Genomic DNA, 24,972 nt, shown 5'->3' on the forward strand with positions numbered 1-24,972 from the left:
CATCGTTGGGTGAACTAAAAAACAGGCCAAGCTTCAGGTTGGAAATCGATGGAAGGAGTCAAGGCGAGTCTTCATGGTCGAGAATTGTCGACGATGTTGAAAAGAGAACTGGACTGCCCCCAATATCCTTGACAGTTTTCAGCCTCATTTTGAGGCTGATTCAAACGCCTCTGGGCTGATTCCTCCGAGGTGAGTATGTCACCTAGTTCGATTGTAGAATAATTCGATGTAGTCAAACACATCAGCACGGGCCATTTCTCGTGTTTTGTAGATTCGTTTCTTAATTTTTTCCTTCTTCAGGCTACTAAAAAACGATTCTGCAGCAGCATTATCCCAGCAATTTCCTCGGCGACTCATACTCGGAATTAAATGGTGCTTCTGGCAAAATTTTTGCCAGTATCCGCTGCTGTATTGTGAGCCTTGATCTGAATGTATGATGACGTTTCCCTCGGGCCTACGTCGCCATACCGCCATAAGAAGGGCATCAAGAACGATGTCTTTAGCTAATGTTGACTTCATCGACCAACCGATAACTTTTCGTGAGTAGAGATCGATGACGACGGCTAGATAAAGCCAGCCTTGCCAAGTGCGAATGTAGGTGATATAGGTCACCCATGATTTATCAGGAGCACTGACCTCAAACTGTCGGTTTAAATGATTGGGCATAATGATTGAGGGACGACCATAACCATAATTTCGGTGTTTCTTATAGCCATGCATCGCTTTTATACCGTTATTTTTCATAATCTTAAGTACCAGATTAGGCCCACGACATTCGCCGAGTTATTTAAGGTCTAGAGTAATTCTCCGATAGCCGTATATTCCGTAACTGGCATCGTAAGAGCTACGGATCAACTCGAGTAGTCGCCGATCTTCAATAGCACTTTGTGATTCTGGCTCATGTAGCCATGCATAATAGCCTGCTCTTGCTAGCCGCAACACACGACACATCGTCATGATTTTAAACATCTCAGAGTGCGCTAGAATAAACTGATACTTTACTCTGGCAGGCTTGCAAAGTATCTGGCGGCCTTTTTTAAAATATCTCGCTCTTCTTCTGTCTGCTTTAAAAGCCCCTTAAGCCGGAGTATTTCTTTCTTCGCTTCTAATAATTCATTTTCATCTTTAGGACGAGATAGTGGTTGAGCTGCTTTGATCCATTTATAAATGCTGTGTTGCGATACGCCTAAACGATTAGATACATCTGCAGCAGAATAGCCGCGTTCTAACACCAATTTTACTGCTCCATCTTTAAATTCTGGGGGATATCTTTGTCCACTCATAAGTAATTCTCCTATGCAAAAAGAATAGGCGAAATTTGTCTAGGAGATCGGTGGCAGTCCAAGCCCTTTTCCTCAGCTTCATAACGCTCGATAACCATCATAAGTTTAGTTCTCGTACCATTACCGGAATTGCAAATGACGGCTCTGTTAACCTGTAGTCGAAAGAATTACAAGAACGCCGCTGGCTTGAGTCAAAACCAACAGCTATTCTTTCCTTTGAATACTTTATCACCACATTTATCAAGGTAGTGCTAGGTTTTTCCTTAGCTAAACTGCAAGGATTGACCCTCAAAAATAACAGGAGTATCACTCCAATTTCGCTCCATCTTTAACTGGGGAAAGCTTTTGGAACATATTAACGACCTGCTTCTCTCGATGAAACCGGTGCTAGAGCAGTACGGTTACCTCGCACTTATCGTCAGTATCTTTCTTGAGGGGATTGGCATTCCAATGCCTGGTCAATCATTAATGATTGCGGCTTCTATTCTCTCTTCAGAGCACGCCATGAACCTAAGTCTGGTGATGACAATCTCTTGGCTCAGTTGCTTTTTGGGGAATACCTGTGGTTACCTGATCGGTTATTATTTCGAAGGTTGGTTAGATAAAAAAGGCTATATCTCAGGGCCAAAAATGCAAAAGCTTCAATCCGCAATCATACATTACGGTCCCATATGCTTGGTGGTGAGCCGATTTATCGAGGGGATGAAGCAGTTTATGCCGCTCGCTTGTGGTATAGCCAAAATGTCCCGTAAAGAGTTCTTACTCGGTAATGCGCTTGCTAGCACCATTTGGGTTGCCGCGTTCAGTTTACTCATTAATGTGGCATTTGAGCACTTGGGTCTGATCACACATTTTTATGCAGAGCACCGATATGTCGTTTGGGTAATTGCAGCACTTCTGTTCTTACTGATGCTTATTGCTGTATTAAAGCGTAAAAAATCTTAACCCGCTTTAACATAACAACAATAATGACAGCCCCTGACTCAAATAAAATGTTTTAGTGGGCCGTTGAACTGATTTTGCCGACCAAAAACACCTAGCCATTTAGACGTCTATACATTGACAAGTAGCTAGTGTCCGATTAGTCTGCTTGCCTTTATTATTGATTATGTTGTCGTTCCATGTCTGGTTCCAAAAATACGAATAAAGCAATTGCACCATCGGCAGTTGCACTTCTACCTTTAGTCGTCTTCCTCGCGCTATTTATCGGGGTAGGCACTTACCTGTCTTTGCAAGGGGTTGACTTCGCGTTTTATCAGTTACCGGCCCCAATAGCAGCCTTACCTGCTATCGTCCTTGCCATCCTGTTAAGCAAAGACAAACTCAATCGCTCAATCGAACATTTTATGCGTGGCGTAGGTAATCAAGACATCATCGCCATGTGTATGATCTACCTGCTTGCTGGCGCTTTTGCCGCAGTGGCAAAAGCCTCTGGCGGTGTGGATGCAACCGTAAACCTTGGCCTATCTGCAATACCAACCAGCATGATCTTGCCGGGTATATTCCTGATTTCGGCATTCATTGCGACGGCCATGGGTACTTCAATGGGTACAATTGCGGCGGTAGCACCTGTTGCGCTAGGCATCGCACAATCTGCAGGCATGAGTCTTCCTTTAACCGCAGGCGTGGTTCTGAGTGGGGCGATGTTTGGTGATAACCTCTCCATCATCTCTGATACGACGATCGCGGCTACGCGTTCACAAGGCTGTCAAATGAAGGATAAATTTAAAGAGAACATCCGCATTGCTTTACCTGCTGCATTAGGTGCACTAGTGATCTTCGCTTTCAACAGTACAGCAACTCAAGTACCAGAAACGGGTCCTATTGAGTGGCTAAAAGTACTGCCGTACATAACGATTCTTATCCTAGCGGTATCGGGGATGAACGTATTTGTGGTTCTGACAATTGGTATCGTTCTTGCCGGCGGCGTAAGTTTGTCTTCTATTGATAACTATGGCCTAACCAACTTTGCTCAAGATATTTATTCAGGCTTTGGTAGCATGCAGGAGATCTTTTTACTATCAATGCTGATTGGTGGTTTGAGTGAGCTAATGCGTCGTCAAGGTGGTCTCGCCTTCCTAACGAACTTGGTAAGCAGCATTATCCGCTCATTTGGCTCAAGTCACTCTAAAGAAGCAAACGGCCGCGCAAGTGAACTGGGCATTGCAGGTCTCGTGTCGATGGTAAACACCTGTACGGCAAACAACACGGTCGCCATCATTGTTTCTGGCAGTGTGGCTCGCCAACTGGCAGAAGAGAACAACGTATCACCACGTCGCTCTGCAAGCTTGTTGGATATTTTCTCATGTGTCATTCAAGGTGTTTTGCCTTACGGCGCACAGGTGCTACTGCTAGGCTCAGTATTTAACCTATCTCCGCTTGAAGTCGTCGCAAACTCTTACTACTGTTTTGCGCTTGCGATTGCAGCGATTGTGGCGGTGTTTATCAAGCACCCAGCACGTCAACCAGCACCGCAAATAGAAAATTAATTGCTGAAATTTAAAAGGCTCCGATTGGAGCCTTTCTTCGTTTAGGGCGCTTCAATCGCTTCCCAAAGCGCGCTCGCATCACACAACGGAATATTGAGCATTTCACTGATCGTCCTCAGTCTCTGCACTTGAGCAGCATTGTTCTTTGCTACCTCACCATTTGCACTTAAATGATTGTTCTCAAATCCAATTCTGACATCCAAGCCAAGCAGCATCGCACTGGTTAAGCAATCCTGCTCTTTTGCGCCAAACGCACACACCGCGCAACGTATTTTCTCTTCAACAAAGCGTTCCAACTTTAACGATCGTAAATCCCAAGGCGAGGACTGCTGCGCTTTGTGATATCGACCCAATACAACGAGTCCATGTTGATGGTATTTGGGTAGTACACCTTTTTCACGCAGTAGGAAGAAACGCTCGATATCGGCCTGATCATAAAGAATGATTTGGCTCAATATTCCTTGCTCTGCCACCCAATGAAAGAACTCAGCGCCTTGTGATTCGCTGTCTGTTTCGGGGATAAGCTCCCGCAAAGCAAAAGATGCCGCCTCTGGCTTTACAACCTTAATGAGTGCCATTTGCTGTTGTGCCGTATACATCCCCACCGCTTCAGTAGTAAGTTGCACCAGCATCTTATCTCCTACCGACTTTTTTACTGTGTGATATATGTTGAGGTTATCTTCAATTTCAAGAGTGTGATTCCCCTTAGAATCCCTAGCATGCAAATGGATCATGGCAGCCCCTGCGGATAGGCATTCGAGTGCCTCTGTCACCATTTCTTCAATGGTCATTGGCAAGTGGGGATGGTCTTGCTTGGTTTTCCTAGCGCCATTCGGGGCGACAATTATCGCGATACGCTCTCGATCGAATTTGCGCTCCATTACCATTCTCTCGAAACCTCCTTAAGGGTGCGAGCAAGCTTTGTGACTAACTCATCAATGTGATTAGGTTGGATGATAAAAGGAGGAGCAAGCAAAACATGATGCCCGTTCACGCCATCAATCGTGCCTGCCATGGGGTAACACATTAAGCCGTTTTCCATCGCCTGCTGTTTCAGTTTTTTGTCTGCCAATGTTGATACCTTCAGCGGTGCTTTGCTCTCTTTGTCCGCCACCAGCTCAATGCCAATAAATAATCCTTTACCGCGAATGTCACCGACGAACGGCAAACCCGTTAATGCGTATTCAAGCTCTTGACGTAACCTCGCACCTTGTTGACGCACGGCCTGAAGCAACGCTTGCTGCTCAATGGTTTCGATGGTCGCAACGGCCGCGGCACAAGCAACCGGGTGAGCCATAAATGTGTGACCATGTTGAAAGAAGCCACTTCCCGATTCTATCGCTTGGTACACCTTGTCATTCGCAACGACTGCGCCTATCGGTTGATAGCCCGCCCCCAACCCTTTCGCCATGCAAACTAAATCAGGTTCCGCTTCCTCTTGTTCAAAAGCAAAAAAATGCCCGCTTCGCCCGACGCCGCACATCACTTCATCCATGATCAGTAGCACATCGTATTTGTCGCAAATTTCTCGAATACGTCGGAAATAGCCTTGAGTAGCCGGCACTGCCCCAGCTGTCGCTCCTACGATCGGCTCTACAACAAATGCCATTACATTCTCAGCGCCTAGCTCTAAGATTTTCGCTTCTAACTCATTGGCTGCGCGCAGTGAATATTCCCATTCCGATTCACTACTTTGTTGATGACGATAAGCATAACAAGGTGCAATGTGGTGGCTCGGTTGTAAGATGTTTTTGAATGGTTCACGCCGCCATTTATTGCCACTCACCGCCAAGGCACCTAGGGTATTGCCGTGGTAACTTTGCTGGCGTGCAATAAACTGGCTTTTTTCTGACAGACCTCGCTCGACAAAGTACTGACGTGCCATCTTCAACGCGGATTCCACCGCTTCTGAGCCCCCACTGACCAAATAAACATGATTGAATTGGTCTGACATTCGCCTGCATATCAGTTCGGCCAGTCGCTCACTATTCTCACAGGTAAAAAATCCCGTATGAGCAAAAGGCACACGCTCAATTTGAGCCAACATCGCTTGCTTAACCGCCTGATGACTGTGACCAAGGTTTGATACCGCGGCTCCACCGCAAGCATCCAAATAGGCTCTTCCTTGCTTATCAAACAGGTAAACGCCTTCCCCACGATCGATGATTGGCAACTGTGCGTGGCAATGACGATGAAACACATACGACATGCGCACTCCTCCCTCCTGACTATTTTGTAAGCATAGTCAGGAAGACGGTAGTTTTTCATAAGATATGATCAGCAAATCATCAAACGCATTTGGAACATGGCAACCCAAAAAGCAATAAACAAAGTAAGTCAAGACCATACAGACGCAATTGCAATTAGCCTATGGGTGACCAAAAGCGAATTTGTCTTTGATATTAAGCGCTCAGCGCCTGTTCTAAGTCGGCTAAAATATCGTCGATATGCTCGATCCCTACCGACAAGCGAATCATCTCTGGTGAGACCCCTGCTTGTTTCTGTTCGGCTTCATTTAACTGACGATGAGTCGTGGAGGCAGGATGGCAAGCCAACGACTTCGCATCTCCAATATTGACTAAGCGCTTAAAGATCTTCAGTGCATCATAAAAACGCACGCCTGCTTCATAGCCATCTTTCAAGCCAAACGAGAGAATCGCCGAGGGTTTGCCTTGCATGTATTTTTCTGCGAGAGGGTAATGCTCAGAGGTAGGTAAACCAGCATAGCTCACCCAACTTACTTTTTCATGCTGGCTCAAATACTGGGCAACTTTTAGTGCGTTTTCTGTGTGACGCTCCATACGGAGTGATAGGGTTTCTAGCCCTTGCATCAACATAAATGCATTCATTGGCGATAATGCTGAACCAGTATTGCGTAGTGGTACCGTTCTCGCGCGACCAATAAACGCCGCGTCACCAAATGCTTCGGCATAGATCACACCGTGGTATGAAGGCTCAGGTTGGTTAAATACCGGGAAGCGAGTTTTATGCTCTGACCATGGGAACTTGCCCGAATCAATGATGATGCCCCCCAATGTGGTGCCATGACCACCGACATACTTAGTCAGCGAATGAACGACGATATCTGCACCAAACTCGATCGGTTTACACAACACTGGCGTCGCCACGGTATTATCAACTATCACAGGGACACCTTGCGCATGTGCAAGTTCCGCTACACGCTCTAAATCGATAATATTTCCTGCTGGATTACCGATACTTTCGCAGTATACCGCTTTGGTATTCTCATCGATAAGCTCAGCCAAGCTCTCCGGCTTATCGTCCTTCGCGAAACGCACTTCAATGCCTTGGTTTGGCAACATATGAGCAAATAAAGTGTAGGTACCACCGTACAACTGAGGGGTAGACACAATGTTGTCGCCTACTTGAGCTAACGTTAAAATCGCATAGTTAATCGCAGCACTGCCCGCACTCACGACCAAACCCGCTATACCGCCTTCTAACGCTGCCATGCGCTTTTCCAATACATCATTGGTCGGGTTCATGATACGAGTGTAGATATTACCTGGCACTTCCAAGTTAAAAAGATCAGCACCATGCTGAGCATTATCAAACTCATAAGCAACCGTCTGATAAATTGGGGTGGCGACAGATTTCGTCGTGGGATCCGTTTCGTAACCAAAATGAATTGAGAGTGTTTCGTCTTTCATGTGTCTTCCCTGAACAAACTTAAGTGAATGGTTATCCTTTATATTGCCGATTTTTTCAGCAAAGAAAATTGCTACCGGTCACAGTCCGTTTGGGTTCAAAAAGAGAACATAGGGGGGTAATCCGATTTTGAGTACTAAAAGCGAGATTTTCACCCAGCGTTAACTGAAACTTTTCACCAATGTAGATGATAACTTGCCAATATGAGCTAAATTAAGAGTTATCAACCCCTTAATAGAGCATATCAATACGTAGAGGCCGCATTCAAAAATGACTGGCAAGTGCTCACCCATTCAAATGGCGATGCTGCGATTGGACAATTTATTGATGCCGTAGAAAAAGCGAATGAGAGACTCGGTAAAAGAGACCGGCGCCCTGTCTTAATTCAGGCCAAACTATTTGCCAAGATCAAATCGATCGTTTCGCTGAACTCGGTATCTTTCCTTCACTGTTCCCAATACACACATTCTATTGGGGAGATTGGCACGCCGATTATGTGCTTGGACACCCTCGCACAGACTTTATCTCACTAACCAAAGCGGTGCGTGAAACCGTTTATCAGCGCTAAACTCATCTCTGCCCAAAACCGTCTCAGCTGAGGCGGTTTTTATTTAGGTACGATTTGCTGCACTAACCAGCGTCTAAAACGTTCCGTAGACTCACTTTCTGTGTTGATGATCAGATAGTAACCAGCGTTAGCTTCGATAGGTTTAAAAGGCGAAACTAAACGGCCAGTTTCTAGCTCATCTTCCACCAGCGCCATTCGTGCCATGGCGATCCCAACCCCTGCCTCAGCCGCCGACATCGCCATATCGGTTCGATTAAAAAAGTGCCCTACGTCGGTTTTAATATCCAGTCCCATCACGGATGCCCAATACAGCCATTCATAATCTCGCGCCGCTTTATCCCACGGCATAGCATCATGTAAGAGCGTGATTTCCTGCCACCGTTCCACCTTCACTTTTGACGCATTTAGCCAGCCATGATCTTCAAGGTATTTGGGGCTCATAACAGGCAGAAGCTGTTCGTCGAGGATCAACTCCGCACTCTTATCTCGGTATGGATGAAGACCGTAATCTATCGCCACATCGTAGTCTTTCTGAGCACTGTTCACGAGCGCCCCTTCCGCAAAGATTTGTATCTGCAAATCGGGGTTTTCAAGGTGGAAGCTTTCCAGCCTCGGCACGAGCCATTTAAAGGCGAAGGATGGCGTCAACTTAAGACGAATTTCGTTGTTGAGCGTTTCAGTTTGCAACTCTTCCAACGTATTCTTCAGTTCAGAAAAGTGAAATTGTGCCGTTTGAAATAGCAGCCCTCCCTTTATTGTTAGCGTAATACCACGTGAGTGGCGTTCAAACAAAGTAAAACCAAGCAACTCTTCTAACTGAATGATTTGTTGGCTTATCGCACCAGTGGTTAAGTGCAATGCCTTGGCTGCACGGGTAAAACTGCTATGTTCCGCCACTTGGCTAAACAGCCATAATCCGCTTACAACACTGCTTTTCATCTTTTAGCCTATAGTTTTTCTAAACGCTGGCTGTAATTTATATCGATTGTTAATAAAAGGTAAAGAAGACAAACTGCGCCACATCGAAAATGTGTGGAGCATATCAATGGAAGTCATCGTATTGGGTAGTGGTGTTATCGGTTTGACTTCGGCTTGGTATTTAACTCAAGTCGGCTATCAAGTCACCGTGATCGACCGCCAACCTGATAGCGCGATGGAAACCAGTTTCGCCAACGCCGGGCAAATATCTTACGGTTACTCCTCGCCTTGGGCTGCGCCGGGTATTCCACTCAAAGCGATCAAGTGGCTAACGGAAGAGCACGCGCCACTAAAAATTAAGCCATCGCTAAGTCCTGAGCTTATTCGTTGGGCAACTCAAATGGTGTCCAACTGCACCCTGTCTCGTTATCAAACCAACAAAGCGCGTATGTTATCGATCGCCAATCATAGCCGCGTTTGTTTGGAGCAACTGCGTCGCGAGCACGCTATCGAATATCAAGGTCGTCAGCTCGGGACTCTGCAAGTTTTTCGCTCTCAGCAACAACTCGACGGCATAGACAAAGACCTTAAATTACTTGAACAAAGTGGTACTCACTTTCAATTGATGAATGTCGAAGAGTGCATCCAACAAGAGCCGGGCTTAGCGTTGGTGAAAGAAAAACTGGTTGGCGGATTGTCTCTACCAAACGACGAAACGGGTGACTGCTTCCTGTTCTGCCAGCAGCTGACAGCGCTCGCAAAAGCTCACGGGGTAAGGTTTGAGTTCAATACCGAAGTAAGTAATTGGGTTACTGTAGGCAAAAAGATCATGGGTGTCCAAACAAACCGTGGTTTGTTTAAAGCTGACCAATTTGTTCTCGCTTCAGGTAGCTATTCAACCGCTCTTCTCAAGCAGCTTGATATTCATATCCCTGTCTACCCAGTAAAGGGCTATTCCTTAACGGTGCCGATTGAAAGCCCGCAATTTTCACCTCGCTCTACCGTGATGGATGAAACCTACAAAGTCGCGATGACGCGTTTTGATGATCGCATTCGCGTCGCTGGAACCGCCGAACTTGCCGGCTTTGATCCATCCTTGCCACAGAAGAGAAAGAACACCATTGAGATGGTCATTCGAGACCTATTCCCGCAAAGTGGTGATTTCACCCAAGCAGAGTTTTGGACCGGTTTTCGTCCAATGACGCCAGATGGGACACCTATCATTGGCTCAACGCCATACTGCAATTTATTCACTAACACTGGGCATGGCACCTTAGGATGGACCATGGCTTGTGGTTCGGGCCAGATACTTGCCGACATCATGATTGGGTCGAAAGCCAAGATAGCGAATCATGCAGAATTGAATTTGAGCCGCTATGCCTAAACGCTCAATGCTTAGAATAAAGTTTATTACTCCATCAGTTTCATTGTAAGCCAAACATACAACTTTCAATTGCCACTATACTCCTTCATCATGAAGCTCTGAATATTCAGTCAACAGTCGGCCATATCAATTAGAAAACTCTCAAATACGTACCAATAACCCGATTTTAATGATACTTTTCCATTCTGTGTCCACCATCACGCTACCAAGAATCCCCAGTCAAAAAAATTAACATTTGATTTACAGAAAGGGTATTGTTGCGTGCGCAAAACAACCACAAACACAACAAACAGGGAAAATACTCATGCAGTCATTAGTTGATTTTCTGAATGGAATTATCTGGAGCCCGGTACTGATCTATCTGTGTCTTGGCGCTGGTTTGTTCTACTCGATCATGACACGTTTTGTGCAAATTCGTCACTTCTTCGAAATGTGGCGCTTACTGCTTTCAGGCAAAAGCTCAGAAAAAGGGATTTCATCATTTCAGGCACTTGCTGTCTCACTATCTGGCCGTGTAGGTACAGGTAATATCGCTGGTGTTGCTGCGGCTATCGGTTTTGGTGGTCCAGGTGCAGTATTCTGGATGTGGGTCGTTGCCTTCTTTGGCGCTGCAACCGCATACGCTGAATCGACACTGGCACAAATCTATAAAGAAGAAGATGAAGGCGAGTTCCGTGGCGGCCCGGCTTACTACATCGAGAAAGCGATGGGTCAGAAGTGGTACGCGTGGATCTTCGCGATCGCAACCATCTTTGCATGTGGTGTTCTACTTCCAGGTGTTCAGTCGAACAGTATTGGTAATGCAGTAGAAGCCGCTTTCGGCTCAGGTGACATGATTGAAACCGCTATTGGTACCTTCAGTTTCGCTAAAATTTTCACTGGTACGTTTGTTTGTGTCATTCTTGCCTTCATCATCTTTGGTGGCGTAAAACGAATTGCAAACTTTACACAAGTTGTCGTTCCTTTCATGGCGCTGGCTTACATCATCACAGCGTTTATTATCATTCTTCTCAACATCAGTGAGGTGCCACGAATCTTCGCTATGATTCTGGGTGATGCGTTTACTCCAATGGCGGGTATTGGTGCTGCTATCGGTTGGGGTGTGAAACGAGGAGTTTACTCAAACGAAGCAGGCCAAGGTACTGGCCCTCATGCAGCAGCGGCTGCAAATGTTGATCACCCCGCTCAACAAGGTCTCGTGCAGTCATTCTCTATCTACATTGATACACTGCTAGTATGTTCAGCGACGGCATTCATGATTCTTATCACTGGCGCATACAACGTACAGGGCGCGGTAGAAGGTGCGTTTCTGGTACAAAACCTTCCAGCGGATATCGGTGCGAATGGTCCTGTATTTACGCAGATGGCGATTGAAAGCGCCCTACCAGGCGTTGGTAAGCCATTCATCGCGATTGCCCTATTCTTCTTCGCTTTCACTACGATTCTGGCGTACTACTACATTGCAGAAACGAACATTGCGTACATCCGTCGTACGTTCAAAGTGAACGGTCTGATGTTCTTCCTGAAGATCACTCTTATCACGGCCGTATTCTACGGTACCGTTAAGACGGCAAACCTTGCTTGGGCAATGGGTGATGTAGGTGTAGGCTTAATGGCATGGTTGAACATCATCGGCATCTTGATCATCTTCTTTATGTCGAAGCCTGCGCTAAAAGCATTGGCAGATTACGAAGAGCAACAAAAACGCGGTGTGACAGAGTACACTTTCAACCCTGTCGCACTCGGCATTAAGGGTGCCGATTACTGGGAAGAGAAGTACAAACGTAGGACAGGCAAAGCGCCAACCGCAACGAGCGATATAACAGAAACGGTAGAACAACCATCTACCTAATGCTTCAGCTTACATCCTCCCCCAATGAGTGGGCGGGTAAATAAGAAAAAACAGTGGTCCGGAAAGCGGAGTTTAAAAGGGTTAGCAAATCGCTAACCCTTTTCTTTTGTATTGAATGCTAGATTAATGACGCGGCGGCTTGCTCAGCAGCAACGATTGGCTTAATGCGTTTTTCACCAACGGGTAGAACCACGCGACCAAATTCGTTATTTAAAACTTGCGCCATTGCAAAGTAGATTGCACTTACGCCACAGAAGATACCTTCTCTCCGTATTTAACAATACAATCCACAAGGAATAACTAGACACATAGCGGATCATGAAGAAAAACACCGAGTGAAGTACATTCATTCTGCGACGCAAATTTTATAAATAAATACTATTACACATCCATTCACATCAAATATGTTATGTCGACTCAAAACTTGCTTGCATGATATGTACACTTAATCCCCTATCACAGAGCACAAAAAAAAACCAGCCCGAAGGCTGGTTTCGAATTGGTTGATCTATCAGGAAATTATTCCCACTCGATCGTCGCTGGCGGCTTACCTGAAATGTCGTAAACCACACGAGAAATACCGTCTACTTCGTTGATGATACGGTTAGAAACCTTACCTAGGAAGTCGTATGGCAGGTGTGCCCAATGCGCCGTCATAAAGTCGATCGTTTCTACCGCACGCAGTGATACAACCCAATCATATTTACGACCATCACCCATAACACCTACTGAGCGTACTGGTAAGAACACGGTAAATGCTTGTGATACTTTGTTGTAAAGATCCGCAGCGTGAAGCTCTTCAATAAAGATAGCGTCTGCGCGACGTAGCAAATCACAGTACTCTTTCTTCACTTCACCAAGAACGCGAACACCAAGGCCTGGACCTGGGAATGGGTGGCGGTAAAGCATGTTGTAAGGTAAACCTAGTTCTAGGCCGATCTTACGAACTTCGTCTTTAAACAACTCACGTAGTGGCTCAACTAGCCCCATTTCCATATCATCTGGCAAACCGCCAACGTTATGGTGAGATTTAATCACGTGCGCTTTACCAGTCTTAGAAGCCGCCGATTCGATTACGTCTGGGTAAATCGTACCTTGAGCTAGCCATTTCGCGTTTTTCAGTTTCTTAGACTCTTCATCGAATACGTCTACGAATACGTGACCGATTGTCTTACGCTTCTCTTCTGGATCAGACTTGCCTTCCAGTGCGTTTAGGAAACGCTCTTCCGCGTCAACTTTGATGATGTTTAGGCCGAATTTATCGCCAAACATGTCCATTACTTGCTTGCCTTCGTTTAGACGAAGCAGGCCGTTATCTACGAATACACACGTCAGTTTGTCGCCGATTGCACGGTGAACCAACATTGCTACTACCGATGAATCAACACCACCAGACAAGCCTAGGATAACTTCGTCGTCACCTACTTGCTCTTTAATGCGAGCGACTGCATCTTCGATGATAGATTCCGACGTCCAAAGACGCTCACAGCCACACACGCCAAGAACAAAGTTCTCTAGCATTTGTAGACCGCCTTTGGTGTGCGTTACTTCTGGGTGGAACTGAACGCCGTAGTATTTCTTCTCTTCGTTGGCCATTGCTGCGTAAGGACAAGTGTCTGTTTCACCCACTTTGATGAAGTCAGCGGGAATTTCTACCACTTTGTCGCCGTGGCTCATCCATACATCTTGCGTTGCTTCAAGATCTTTGAAGATTGCAGATTCACCAGAAACTTTAACTTGTGCGTAGCCGAATTCACGCTCGGTAGAACCCGCTACTCGACCACCTAGCTGTTCAGCCATAGTTTGCATGCCGTAACATACACCTAGAACTGGCACACCAGAGTCAAATACGTATTGAGGAGCGCGTGGAGAGTTCTCTTCCGTTACGCTTTCTGGGCCACCAGATAGGATGATACCGTCTGGATTGAATTCACGAATATCCGCTTCTTCAACATCCCAACTCCACAGTTCACAGTAAACACCGATTTCACGTACACGGCGCGCTACTAGCTGAGTGTACTGAGAACCGAAGTCTAAGATCAGAATACGTTGGTCATGAATATTTTTAGTCATTTTGGGCAGTCTTATAAGCTAGGTTATTAAAACGGAGGCGAGTTTACTCGCCTCTTATTAATGCTTCAAGGAAAAAGCAAACGTTTACGTCAAATGTATAAGTTTTATTTTTACGACAGTATTTCGCTTAGGGGCCATTGCCAAATGAACGGATAAAGCGCGAGGTTTATCACCGTTAATAAGCACTTTCGATGCTGCTGTTAAGCGAAATACCCAGTAAAAGATTAACCTCGACGGTAGTTTGGCGCTTCCTTAGTGATTTGAACGTCATGTACGTGCGACTCCGCCATGCCCGCTCCAGAGATACGAACGAATTCGGCTTTAGTACGCATGTCTTCAATCGTTGCTGAGCCAGTCAGACCCATGCTTGAACGTAGCCCCCCCATCTGCTGATGTACAATTTCTTTTAGGCGACCTTTGTATGCGATACGACCTTCAATACCTTCAGGTACTAGCTTGTCTGCTGCATTGTCAGACTGGAAGTAGCGGTCAGATGAACCTTGAGACATCGCGCCAAGAGAACCCATACCACGGTAAGACTTGTAAGAACGACCGTTGTAAAGAATCACTTCACCCGGAGCTTCTTCTGTACCCGCGAACATTGAACCAACCATCACACAAGATGCGCCAGCAACGATAGCTTTACAGATGTCACCAGAGAAACGGATACCACCGTCAGCAATAACGGGAATACCATATTGATTTGCCACTTCAGCAGCGTCTGCGATTGCCGTTACTTGAGGAACACCAACACCCGTAACGATACGAGTTGTACAGATAGAACCAGGGCCGATACCCACTTTTACTGCGCTTACACCAGCTTCAATCAGTGCTAGAGCACCTGCACCTGTTGCTACGTTGCCGCCGATGATATCGAGTTCTGGGTATGCAGTGCGCGTTTCGCGAATACGATTTAGCACGCCTTCCGAGTGACCGTGTGAAGAATCAATAAGCAGAACATCAACGCCCGCTTCAACCAATGCAGCAACACGCTCTTCGTTACCAGCGCCTGCACCAACAGCTGCGCCAACACGTAGGCGGCCACGACCATCTTTACAAGCGTTTGGTTTACGCTCAGCTTTGTGGAAATCTTTTGCAGTGATCATACCGGTTAGTTGGAACTCATCGTTCACTACCAGTACTTTCTCAACACGTGCTTCATGCATTTTCTCTTGCACTTCTTCACGAGTTGCCCCTTCTTTAACTGCTGCTAGGCTTTCTTTTGGCGTCATTACTGAAGAAACTTTCTTTGAAAGGTCAGTAACAAAGCGAACATCACGACCCGTGATAATCCCTACAAGCTCGTTGCTCTCTGTAACAACAGGGAAGCCAGCAAAGCCATGCTTGTCAGTCAGTGCAACCACATCTGCAATCGTTGCATCTGGATTAACCGTTACTGGATCAGTAACCACACCAGCTTCAAACTTCTTAACTTTACGAACTTCAGCAGCTTGATGCTCAATAGACATGTTTTTGTGGATAAAGCCAATGCCACCCTCTTGCGCTAGCGCAATAGCTAGACGAGCTTCAGTAACAGTGTCCATAGACGCTGAAATCATTGGGATGTTTAGGGTGATGTTCTTAGTCAACTGAGTGCGAAGATCAGCTGTGTTTGGGAGAACGGTGGAGTGAGCTGGCACGAGTAGTACGTCATCGAATGTCAGCGCTTCTTTGGCAATTCTTAGCATTTGCAATATCTCACAAGTAGAGGAGTAAAAAGAACAATCCAATCTCATCGTTTCGCATAATGAGGGTAACCCATTTTAGGTAGTTGGCTACATTTGGATTAGATATTGCGAAGGGATTATACGTCCAACGCAATCGCTTGGCCACAAATTTTTTAATTTTTTTCTTGCATTTACCCCCTTGCTATGTATTATATTGCCGCTAATTTCCATATTCACGTCTACGGAATTAGCTGTGCACTCCCAGACCAATCAAAACATCTTCACGGTTTCTCGTCTCAATGCCGAAGTGCGTCTGCTGCTCGAAAACGAAATGGGGATCGTCTGGCTTGTCGGAGAGATATCTAACTTCTCAGCTCCCGTCTCTGGTCACTGGTACCTCACTCTTAAAGATTCTCGCGCTCAAGTTAAATGTGCCATGTTCCGTGGTAACAATCGTCGCGTCACTTTCAAACCTGCCAATGGCAATCAAGTTCTAGTCAAAGCGCGCCTGTCTCTGTATGAGCCGCGGGGTGACTATCAATTGATCATCGAAAGCATGCAGCCAGAAGGTGATGGTCGCCTGCAACAAGAGTTCGAAGCGCTTAAGATGAAATTGGCGGCGGAAGGTTTGTTTGCGCAAACCAATAAACAACCATTACCAGAGCACCCAAAACGTGTCGGTGTGATCACCTCGAAAACAGGTGCCGCACTATATGATATCTTGGACGTGTTGAAACGCCGTGACCCTTCCCTACCTGTTGTCATTTACCCAACCATGGTTCAAGGTGAAGAAGCCGCAATTCAAATTGCTCAAGCAATTGGTCGTGCCAATAGCCGTGAAGAATGTGATGTGCTGATTGTTGGTCGTGGTGGCGGTTCGTTAGAAGATCTATGGTGTTTTAACAACGAGATCCTTGCTCGAACCATTGCTGCAAGCCAGATCCCGATCATCAGTGCGGTGGGACACGAAGTGGATGTGACGATCGCAGATTTTGTTGCTGATATGCGCGCGCCAACCCCATCAGCTGCTGCGGAGTTGGTAAGCCGCGACAACAGCCACAAAGATCAAGCTTTGGTGACTCGCCAGCATAAGCTCACGAGTGCGATACGTTATTACTTAGCTCAGCAAAAACAGCAATCAACGCAATTAATGCATCGTTTAGAGCGCCAGCATCCAAGCTACCAATTGCAGCGTCAGACGCAACAACTTGATGAGTTGGATATGCGATTGCAGCGTGCAATGCAGCGATTTATTGCTTCTCATCAGCAAGCGGTAGAACGTAAACAGTATCGCCTACAACTGAACTCTCCTATTAAGCGCCTTGCTGAGCAAAAATCCAAACTTGACCGAGTGGAGCAAAAGCTCATGGACGCGATGGATCGTAAACTGCTGACCATGCGCCATAAACTGGCTATTGCGGCGGAAAAACTTGATACCGTCAGCCCACTAGCAACACTAAAACGTGGTTATTCGATCACTCAAACCGAACAAGGTCAGGTGATTACTCAAGCCTCAGATGCAAAAACGGGCGACATACTGGTCACCCGTTTGGCTAATGGTGAACTTCGCTCCACCGTAAACTAGCGCTTTGCCCTAAATTTTCTGAAACTCAAATCGAACACGAGATTTCGATTTGAGTTCATTACAACTATTGCAGAAGTAGTTCGCCGCACCGCAAGCCTGCAGTTTCTCTAACTCAGCATCGCAATCTGGGCAAAACCCAACCTTCTTATAATCTGACTCACACTTGTTGCAGTGGTATTGTCCTATCCATTCCAATTCTACGTCACAATTTGGGCAGATATTTGCCTGCATGCTTTTCTCCGTCCTTCTATTCAACGACTTTTAGTATTGATGACTTTAGCTTCAATGGCCTTGATCCCGATCACACTCAATACTCAGTAAATCATCAACAAACCTAAAGATCATACTCTGATCTTCTGATATTAACCTTTTGATCAGCGATCACCCCTAAAAAGAATATTTATATGAGCACACACCGAAAGCATAAGTTACATATTCTGCATTTCAATTTTAAGTAGACATAAACACCAAGAAATGCATGATAACAACAATAATTTGGAATTTAATAAAAGGATCGATTAATAACGCTAACGAGTAACATTGGTGTGCATTTCAACTATTTGAGCATCGATTTCCAGTAGCTGTACCTGGATAGATCCAAACTCACTCAAATGGCTGGCATGCGTGCCACCACAAGGGATCACGGCTATTTTCCCTTCCCCTAAATCACACATCCAGTAACGTGAATCAGTTAGGTGTTCTCCATGGCAGTCCATGGTGATCACAACGTCTCGTTTCAGCCAATCACCTAGCAGAACATTCACCTGTTGCTCGATGCTTTTGAGATCTGACAGCATATCTGCGCTATTTAAGCCTCTTTTACGGAGTGTTTTACCTAAACGATAGGTATCCAGGCACTTATCCGGTGTGACAAAACTGGTTTCTTGAGCATAGCTGTTAAAATCGTAGTTCCCATGTGCGTCTTTGCGATCGGCATCTTTACGCCAATACCCTTCTGAAAGCACTTTGTTGAGCGCAAGGAATGCAAGGTGACCAGCACTATGACCGCGGCTAAGTGACAGCTGATATTCTTTGTCTACTTCTAATAAGATTGACTCTCCAACCTTAATAGCTTCGGTGGGTGACAATACATGCACAACAACAAATACCCAACCCTCTGCATCGCGTTTTACAGGGATTGCCGTTCCAACATATAGTTCTCCAGTCGAAAGTTCTATCGCACCCACTTGGCAGTCGATAACTTCAAACGTTGCTCCACTGGCTTTCAAACGCCCTTTATCGGCTGGATGATCAGGCCAAATGTGACTGACAGGGTGAAACGGTGTCATATCTGTTACCAGATACGTGGCTTCAGTGTTATGTTGAACGAGCTGTATTTGTGCTTCCAACTGCCATGTTTGATGACAGAAACGTGTTTTCGTTGCTGTGATTCTCATGTTTGCCATTACTTCTAATAAAAAGCTTCATATAAAAAAATACCCAAGCCGAAACTTGGGTATTCAAAAAGATCATGTCGATTATTTATTACGGTTTTTAACCATAGACATCATACGTTTGCGCTTACGCTCTTGAGACAAGGTCAGCTTATTTCCCTGGTTCTCGAATGGGTTCTCACTGTTCTGGAAATTAATGCGAATTGGCGTACCCATAATCTCCAGAGACTTGCGGAAGTAGTTCATCAAGTAACGTTTGTACGAATCTGGCAACTCACGAACCATGTTACCGTGAATCACCACGATAGGTGGGTTGTAACCACCCGCGTGCGCGTATTTCAGCTTGATGCGGCGGCCACGAACCATTGGTGGTTGGTGATCATCTGTCGCCATCTTCATAATACGGGTCAACACAGAAGTACCGACACGCGTCGTTGCTGACTTGTATGCTTCTTGGATAGATTCAAACAAGTGGCCAACGCCAGTACCGTGTAGCGCTGAGATAAAGTGAATACGAGCGAAGTCGACAAAACCTAAACGACGATCGAGTTCTTTTTTCACTCTCTCTTTAACATCGTTATCCAGACCATCCCATTTATTGACTGCTAAGACGATCGAGCGACCGGCATTAAGTGCAAAGCCCAGTAAGCTCAAGTCTTGATCTGAGATATTTTCTCGTGCATCAATCACCAGCAGAACCACGTTAGCGTCTTCTACTGCTTTCAATGTTTTCACCACAGAGAACTTCTCAACCGTTTCATTGATACGACCACGACGGCGTACACCAGCCGTATCAATGAGAACGTATTCACGACCATCACGTTCCATAGGAATGTAGATCGAGTCACGAGTCGTTCCAGGCATGTCGTATACCACAACACGCTCTTCACCCAGAATACGGTTAGTCAGCGTTGATTTACCAACGTTCGGACGACCAATGATCGCCAACTTAATCGGCTGATCTTGCAGACGTTGTAGTTCCGCTTCCGCTTCTTCTTCGGTGATCTCTTCAGGTTCAAAGTCAGCGTCTTCAAACTCGGTCAGATCTTCAATCTCACCATCTTGCGCTTCACTTGCTAGCAGATCATCAAAGAATGGCGCAAGCGCACGTTCTAGAAGTGCGGTAACACCACGACCGTGTGCTGCGGCGATTTGGTACATGTCATCCACACCAAGTTGCCAGAAATCAGCGCATGCAGCATCTGCATCGATACCGTCAATTTTGTTAACAACCAGCATGGCTGGTTTTTCAATTTTACGCAGGTGCGAAGCGATAGCCTCATCTGCTGGTGTTAGACCTGCACGGCCATCAACAAGGAATAGCACAACGTCAGCTTCATCAATTGCAGCCAATGACTGCTGTGCCATTTTGGTCTCTACACCTTCTTCCGTGCCATCAATACCACCGGTATCAATCACGATGAACTCATGTTCTTCGTCAAGGCGCGCTTGGCCATACTTACGGTCTCGCGTTAGGCCTGGGAAGTCCGCAACCAACGCGTCACGAGTACGAGTCAGTCGGTTAAATAGCGTAGACTTACCTACGTTAGGACGCCCTACAAGAGCAACAACAGGTACCATAATAACCTCTACAATAATCTTTCTTCTGTAGTTATAGGTAACGACTAGTCTAATGCCAAATCAAACCAGCTTTTTACCTATAACCACGTCAGGGTTAACTGTTAATAAATAAAAATTCCAAACAACAAAACGGCTCCTAACTGTTACCAGCCAGGAGCCGAATGTGAATTATATCACGATATTATTCGTTAATGGTCAGTTTCTTTACATCGCCGTTGCGAGTTGTAATCACATAACCATCGGACAACAAGGTTGGACCAACAGCAAAACCACTGTCATCCACATACTGTTGAGCAACGAACTCGCCCGTTGAACGATCCATCCAGTGTAAGTAACCTAATGTGTCACCAACAACCAGATAGTTATCTACGAGTACCGGCGCAGTCAATTGGCGATGTTCCAACTTGCTGTTTTCCCATAGCTCAGTACCACTACGTGCGTCTACCGCCACCACATGATCTTTTTCAGTGATCACGAACACACGACTGCCATCCGTCGCCATATCATTTGCTGATGAGTAGTTGCGCTTCCAAATTGGATTCGCCGAACGCAAATCAATCGCGATGAGCTGACCGTTGTAGCCTATAGTGAAAAGAGTGCCACCAAGTACGATAGGTGAAGCGTCTACGTCAACTAGACGATCAATCTCGGTTGCACCTTTTGGTGTGCCAACGGGTTGTTGCCAAATTAATTGACCGCGCTCAACGATTGCTGCCGCTAATCGACCGTTTGCCGTTCCCCAGAATACCCCACCACCAATCGCCGTTGGTGTACTATCACCACGCAAAGTTAGGTTTGGTACCTCTGTACTTAGAGCCCAGCGCTGTTCACCCGTACTCTCATCCAAAGCAACCAATGTGCCTCGACTCGTATTTACGATGATCAAGCCTGAGTCTGCTACAGGCTTCGCTAGTACCTCACCACCAACTTCAATACGCCAAATCACCTCTCCGGTTTCTTGGTCAAGTGCAATCACTTCACCATTTTCAGAGCCGATGTACAGGTGTTCGTAAGCCGCAGTGATCCCACCAGAAAGACGGGCCATCACATCTTCTTCTAAGTCGATTTGCCACTTCTGTTTACCATTTTTTGGATCCAGAGCTTTCACTAGACCATCACGGCTGGCAACAAACAGAGTGCCATTATCGAACACAGGTGACAGCTTTGAAAAGTAATGACCAACGCCATCACCAATCGAAGTGCTCCATTCACTGTTTGGCGTGAACTGGCTGTCAACCTGAGGTAATGGAGCCATAACAATGGTATCTTCTTCACTAGCACAACCAGCTAGGATTCCCACTGTTAACGCCCCTAACAAGGCTTTCTTAAAGACTCTCTTCATCCAATACGGTCCTTATTTGGCCAAGTCATCCAATTTCATTTGTAGCGTTGGGCTTGCATCAGCGGCTTGTTGAGCTTCTGTGTACGCGGTGTAAGCCGCCTCTTTGTCACCTTGACGAAGCACGATGTCACCACGAAGCTCTGCAATACGACCCGTCCATGCTGCGTCAGTCACTTTGCCCAATTCAGCGTTTGCGGCGTCAAAGTTACCCATCTCAGCTTCAATGCGCGCGATACGGTAGCTGATAAGTGGGGATAGCGCTGCATCTTTAGTATTGCTTTGTGCCCACTTCAATTGCTCTAGTGCTGCAGAAAGTTCGTTTGCATCCACTTGCACTTTAGCCAATTGAAGGGCTGCCAGCACTGAGTACTCTTTCACTTTATTTGAGTCGATGAAAGCTTGAATGTCAGTTTGAGCATCAGTGCCCTTTGCTTGTAGCGCATTCATCGCTGTCGTGTAGCTTTGAGAAGCGGCTTCACTCGCCTGAACTACAGAATCTTGGTAGTAACGCCAACCAAATAGACCACCTAAACCAACAACTGCACCGATGATGACGGCTTTGCCGTTTTCCTTCCACCAGTCTTTAATGGCTTCAACTTGTTGCTCTTCAGTATCGTAAAGTTCCACTTCCTGTCCTCTTAAAACATGTAAATGGCAGCAAGGGCTGCCATTGTTTCTATTTCGTCGAAAGGCTCCTATCTTGGGAGCCTTATCATTGCGAATTAGATTTTAATCTTTAGCTTATTAAAAGACTTAAATCAGTGCTGCGATCTTCTCAGCAACTTCTGCTTGGTTGTAAGTTTCTTGCTCACCGCCCGCTAAGTCTTTAAGTACAACGGTATTATCCGCCACTTCGTTTTCGCCCAGTACCAATGCTACAACAGCACCAACTTTATCTGCACGTTTAAACTGTTTCTTGAAGTTACCACCACCGAAATGATTCATCACGCGAACACCTGGGATAGCTTCACGAAGCTGCTCTGCTAGCTTCATACCCGCCATCATCGTGCCTTCACCCGCGGTAACGACGTAAACATCAACGCTGCGACGTACATCTGTCAATTCTAGGGTTTCTAACATGAGTACTAGACGCTCTAGACCCATAGCAAAACCAACTGATGGTGTCGGTTTGCCGCCAAGTTGTTCAACAAGACCGTCATAACGACCGCCGCCACATACTGTGCCCTGGGAACCTAGGCTTTCAGTAATCCACTCAAATACGGTACGGTTGTAGTAATCCAGACCGCGAACCAGACGCTCGTTTACTGAGTATTCGATACCAGCAGCATCAAGAAGTTCACACAGACCTGCAAAATGTTGTTTAGATTCATCATCTAAGTAGCCAGAAAGACGAGGTGCATCACCTAAAATCGCTTGAACGTCAGGATTCTTAGTATCTAGAACACGTAGCGGGTTGGTATGCAAACGACGCTTACAATCTTCATCTAGAACATCCATATGCTGCTCTAGGAATGCGATCAGTGCCGTGCGGTAATTAGCACGCGCTTCAAGAGAGCCGATTGAGTTCAACTCTAAACGCACGTGTTTGTCGATGCCTAGCTCACGCCATAGACGCGCCGTCATCATAATCAGTTCTGCGTCAACATCGGGACCATTTAGGCCAAATACTTCCACACCACACTGGTGGAACTGACGGTAGCGACCTTTTTGTGGGCGCTCGTGACGGAACATAGGACCCATGTACCATAGACGCTGTTCTTGGTTGTACAGCAGACCGTTTTCGATACCAGCACGAACACAGCCGGCGGTACCTTCAGGACGAAGTGTTAGGCTATCGCCGTTACGATCTTCGAACGTGTACATTTCTTTCTCAACCACGTCGGTGACCTCACCGATTGCGCGGCTGAATAGATGCGTCATCTCAACGATTGGCATGCGCACTTCGTTGTAACCGTATGCGCTAACTACATTTTTCACTGTGTTTTCAAGTTTCTGCCACAGCGGAGATTGAGTTGGGAGGCAGTCGTTCATGCCTCGGATTGCTTGGATTGGTTTTGCCACAATACTTACCGTAATACTCGTTGAGATTAATCTTGAACTTTAACTTCGATGCGATTTTCTTCGTCCATTACAGACGCTTTCGCACGGATTTTAGCTTCCAGCTGATTAACAAGGTCATCATTGTCGAAGCGTTCTTTCTGGCGCTTGCCATCTTCATAGAACGCACTCTTCTTGTTACTTCCTGCTAGACCTAAATGTGAAACCTCAGCTTCACCAGGGCCATTTACCACACAGCCGATAATCGATACATCCATTGGTGTGATGATATCTTCTAAACGCTCTTCTAGTGCGTTCACCGTTCCAATAACGTCGAACTCCTGACGTGAACAGCTCGGACAAGCAATAAAGTTAATGCCACGAGAGCGTATACGCAATGATTTAAGGATATCAAAACCAACTTTGATCTCTTCTACAGGGTCTGCAGCCAAAGAGATGCGCAGAGTATCACCAATGCCCTCTGCCAACAGCATGCCAAGACCAACTGAAGATTTGACCGCCCCTGCTCGCGCACCACCAGCTTCAGTAATGCCGAGATGAAGCGGTTGATCAATTTTCTTCGCCAATAAACGGTATGAGTCTACGGCAAGGAAAACATCAGACGCCTTCACACTCACTTTGAATTGATCAAAGTTAAGGCGATCGAGATGATCGACATGACGCATCGCTGATTCTACCAAGGCTTCAGGCGTTGGCTCACCGTACTTAAGTTGCAGGTCTTTTTCTAAAGAACCACCGTTAACACCAATACGGATTGGGATATTTTTGTCACGGGCACAATCCACAACGGAGCGAATACGCTCTTCGCTGCCGATGTTGCCAGGGTTGATACGCAAACAGTCAACACCGTATTCCGCCACTTTTAGTGCGATACGGTAGTCAAAGTGAATGTCGGCAACCAATGGAACAGAGACTTGCTGCTTTATTAATTTAAAGGCTTCCGCGGCATCCATGGTAGGGACAGAAACACGGACAATGTCTGCGCCCACTTTTTCTAATGCTCGGATTTGAGCGACTGTGGCTTGTACATCAGTCGTGCGAGTGTTGGTCATTGACTGTACGGCAATCGGTGCACCATCACCAATTGGCACATCACCCACATAAATACGCGTCGATTTACGACGAACAATTGGAGATTCGTATTGCAT

Annotated in this window: 18 protein-coding genes and 2 pseudogenes; 6 read left to right on the forward strand and 14 right to left on the reverse strand. The window is 46.2% G+C overall.

The genetic code is table 11. The annotated features are described in order from the left end of the window. Window positions 1-198 precede the first annotated feature (198 nt). Window positions 199-1,283 (reverse strand): annotated as a pseudogene (locus AK965_RS16230) (IS3 family transposase). A gap of 345 nt (window positions 1,284-1,628) precedes the next feature. Here AK965_RS16230 and AK965_RS16235 point away from each other — a divergent pair. Beyond that, window positions 1,629-2,228: a DedA family protein gene (locus AK965_RS16235; RefSeq protein ID WP_099080594.1), complete on the forward strand. Its 600-nt coding sequence runs from the start codon at window positions 1,629-1,631 to the stop codon at window positions 2,226-2,228. A gap of 176 nt (window positions 2,229-2,404) precedes the next feature. Continuing rightward, window positions 2,405-3,772 (forward strand): Na+/H+ antiporter NhaC family protein, encoded by a 1,368-nt coding sequence (locus tag AK965_RS16240; RefSeq protein WP_099080595.1) that lies wholly within the window; start codon window positions 2,405-2,407, stop codon window positions 3,770-3,772. A 41-nt stretch (window positions 3,773-3,813) separates the two neighbouring features. Here the strand turns inward: AK965_RS16240 and AK965_RS16245 are convergent, their stop codons facing one another. The 3 genes from AK965_RS16245 to AK965_RS16255 all read right to left on the reverse strand — a co-directional run bounded on the left by AK965_RS16245 (window position 3,814) and on the right by AK965_RS16255 (window position 7,443). After that, entirely contained in the window at window positions 3,814-4,659 is an 846-nt protein-coding gene (locus tag AK965_RS16245) for a 3-keto-5-aminohexanoate cleavage protein (RefSeq protein WP_099080596.1), read from the reverse strand. Further along, on the reverse strand, window positions 4,653-5,981 hold the full coding sequence (locus AK965_RS16250; protein WP_099080597.1) for an aspartate aminotransferase family protein: 1,329 nt from the start codon (window positions 5,979-5,981) through the stop codon (window positions 4,653-4,655). Before AK965_RS16250 ends, AK965_RS16245 begins: the two co-directional genes overlap by 7 nt. 193 nt (window positions 5,982-6,174) lie before the next feature. Further along, window positions 6,175-7,443 carry an O-acetylhomoserine aminocarboxypropyltransferase/cysteine synthase family protein gene (locus AK965_RS16255; RefSeq protein WP_099080598.1) on the reverse strand — a complete coding sequence of 423 codons (1,269 nt, stop codon included), beginning with the start codon at window positions 7,441-7,443 and terminating at the stop codon, window positions 6,175-6,177. A 234-nt stretch (window positions 7,444-7,677) separates the two neighbouring features. On the opposite strand from AK965_RS16255, the pseudogene AK965_RS16260 reads away from it, so the two are divergent. Beyond that, window positions 7,678-7,991 (forward strand): annotated as a pseudogene (locus tag AK965_RS16260) (amidohydrolase family protein); the annotation flags it as partial. Between the two features lie 57 nt (window positions 7,992-8,048). Here AK965_RS16260 and AK965_RS16265 read toward each other — a convergent pair. Continuing rightward, the gene (locus tag AK965_RS16265; RefSeq protein ID WP_099080599.1) at window positions 8,049-8,948 is read right to left on the reverse strand and encodes a LysR substrate-binding domain-containing protein; all 900 of its coding nucleotides are present in this window, start codon (window positions 8,946-8,948) and stop codon (window positions 8,049-8,051) included. 106 nt (window positions 8,949-9,054) lie between these two features. On the opposite strand from AK965_RS16265, the gene AK965_RS16270 reads away from it, so the two are divergent. Both AK965_RS16270 and AK965_RS16275 read left to right on the forward strand, forming a co-directional pair. Continuing rightward, window positions 9,055-10,311 (forward strand): D-amino acid dehydrogenase, encoded by a 1,257-nt coding sequence (locus AK965_RS16270; RefSeq protein ID WP_099080600.1) that lies wholly within the window; start codon window positions 9,055-9,057, stop codon window positions 10,309-10,311. Between the two features lie 304 nt (window positions 10,312-10,615). Continuing rightward, window positions 10,616-12,163 (forward strand): sodium:alanine symporter family protein, encoded by a 1,548-nt coding sequence (locus AK965_RS16275; protein ID WP_099080601.1) that lies wholly within the window; start codon window positions 10,616-10,618, stop codon window positions 12,161-12,163. Window positions 12,164-12,682: 519 nt separating this feature from the next. Here the strand turns inward: AK965_RS16275 and guaA are convergent. Next, the gene (guaA, locus tag AK965_RS16285) at window positions 12,683-14,236 is read right to left on the reverse strand and encodes a glutamine-hydrolyzing GMP synthase (RefSeq protein WP_099080602.1); all 1,554 of its coding nucleotides are present in this window, start codon (window positions 14,234-14,236) and stop codon (window positions 12,683-12,685) included. A 224-nt stretch (window positions 14,237-14,460) separates the two neighbouring features. Beyond that, window positions 14,461-15,924, reverse strand: a complete 1,464-nt coding sequence (gene guaB / locus AK965_RS16290) for an IMP dehydrogenase (protein WP_099080603.1) — start codon at window positions 15,922-15,924, stop codon at window positions 14,461-14,463. Window positions 15,925-16,156: 232 nt separating this feature from the next. Here guaB and xseA point away from each other — a divergent pair, with 232 nt between their 5' ends. Continuing rightward, the gene (xseA, locus tag AK965_RS16295) at window positions 16,157-17,488 is read left to right on the forward strand and encodes an exodeoxyribonuclease VII large subunit (RefSeq protein ID WP_099080604.1); all 1,332 of its coding nucleotides are present in this window, start codon (window positions 16,157-16,159) and stop codon (window positions 17,486-17,488) included. Window positions 17,489-17,497: 9 nt separating this feature from the next. On the opposite strand, the gene AK965_RS16300 is transcribed toward xseA, so the two are convergent. The 7 genes from AK965_RS16300 to ispG all read right to left on the reverse strand — a co-directional run bounded on the left by AK965_RS16300 (window position 17,498) and on the right by ispG (window position 24,972). Next, the gene (locus AK965_RS16300; protein WP_099080605.1) at window positions 17,498-17,719 is read right to left on the reverse strand and encodes a zinc ribbon domain-containing protein; all 222 of its coding nucleotides are present in this window, start codon (window positions 17,717-17,719) and stop codon (window positions 17,498-17,500) included. Window positions 17,720-18,015: 296 nt separating this feature from the next. Next, entirely contained in the window at window positions 18,016-18,885 is an 870-nt protein-coding gene (locus tag AK965_RS16305) for a metal-dependent hydrolase (RefSeq protein ID WP_099080652.1), read from the reverse strand. A gap of 81 nt (window positions 18,886-18,966) precedes the next feature. Further along, on the reverse strand, window positions 18,967-20,463 hold the full coding sequence (der, locus tag AK965_RS16310; RefSeq protein WP_099080606.1) for a ribosome biogenesis GTPase Der: 1,497 nt from the start codon (window positions 20,461-20,463) through the stop codon (window positions 18,967-18,969). Window positions 20,464-20,644: 181 nt separating this feature from the next. Beyond that, entirely contained in the window at window positions 20,645-21,805 is a 1,161-nt protein-coding gene (bamB, locus tag AK965_RS16315; protein ID WP_099080607.1) for an outer membrane protein assembly factor BamB, read from the reverse strand. 12 nt (window positions 21,806-21,817) lie between these two features. Then, a complete protein-coding gene (locus tag AK965_RS16320) occupies window positions 21,818-22,432 on the reverse strand; it encodes a YfgM family protein (protein WP_099080608.1) in 615 nt (204 codons plus the stop codon). Window positions 22,433-22,558: 126 nt separating this feature from the next. Next, the gene (gene hisS / locus AK965_RS16325) at window positions 22,559-23,827 is read right to left on the reverse strand and encodes a histidine--tRNA ligase (RefSeq protein ID WP_099080609.1); all 1,269 of its coding nucleotides are present in this window, start codon (window positions 23,825-23,827) and stop codon (window positions 22,559-22,561) included. A gap of 26 nt (window positions 23,828-23,853) precedes the next feature. Further along, window positions 23,854-24,972: a flavodoxin-dependent (E)-4-hydroxy-3-methylbut-2-enyl-diphosphate synthase gene (ispG, locus tag AK965_RS16330; protein ID WP_099080610.1), complete on the reverse strand. Its 1,119-nt coding sequence runs from the start codon at window positions 24,970-24,972 to the stop codon at window positions 23,854-23,856.

The sequence above is a fragment of the Vibrio sp. PID17_43 genome (assembly GCF_002608565.1).
Classification (GTDB): domain Bacteria; phylum Pseudomonadota; class Gammaproteobacteria; order Enterobacterales; family Vibrionaceae; genus Vibrio.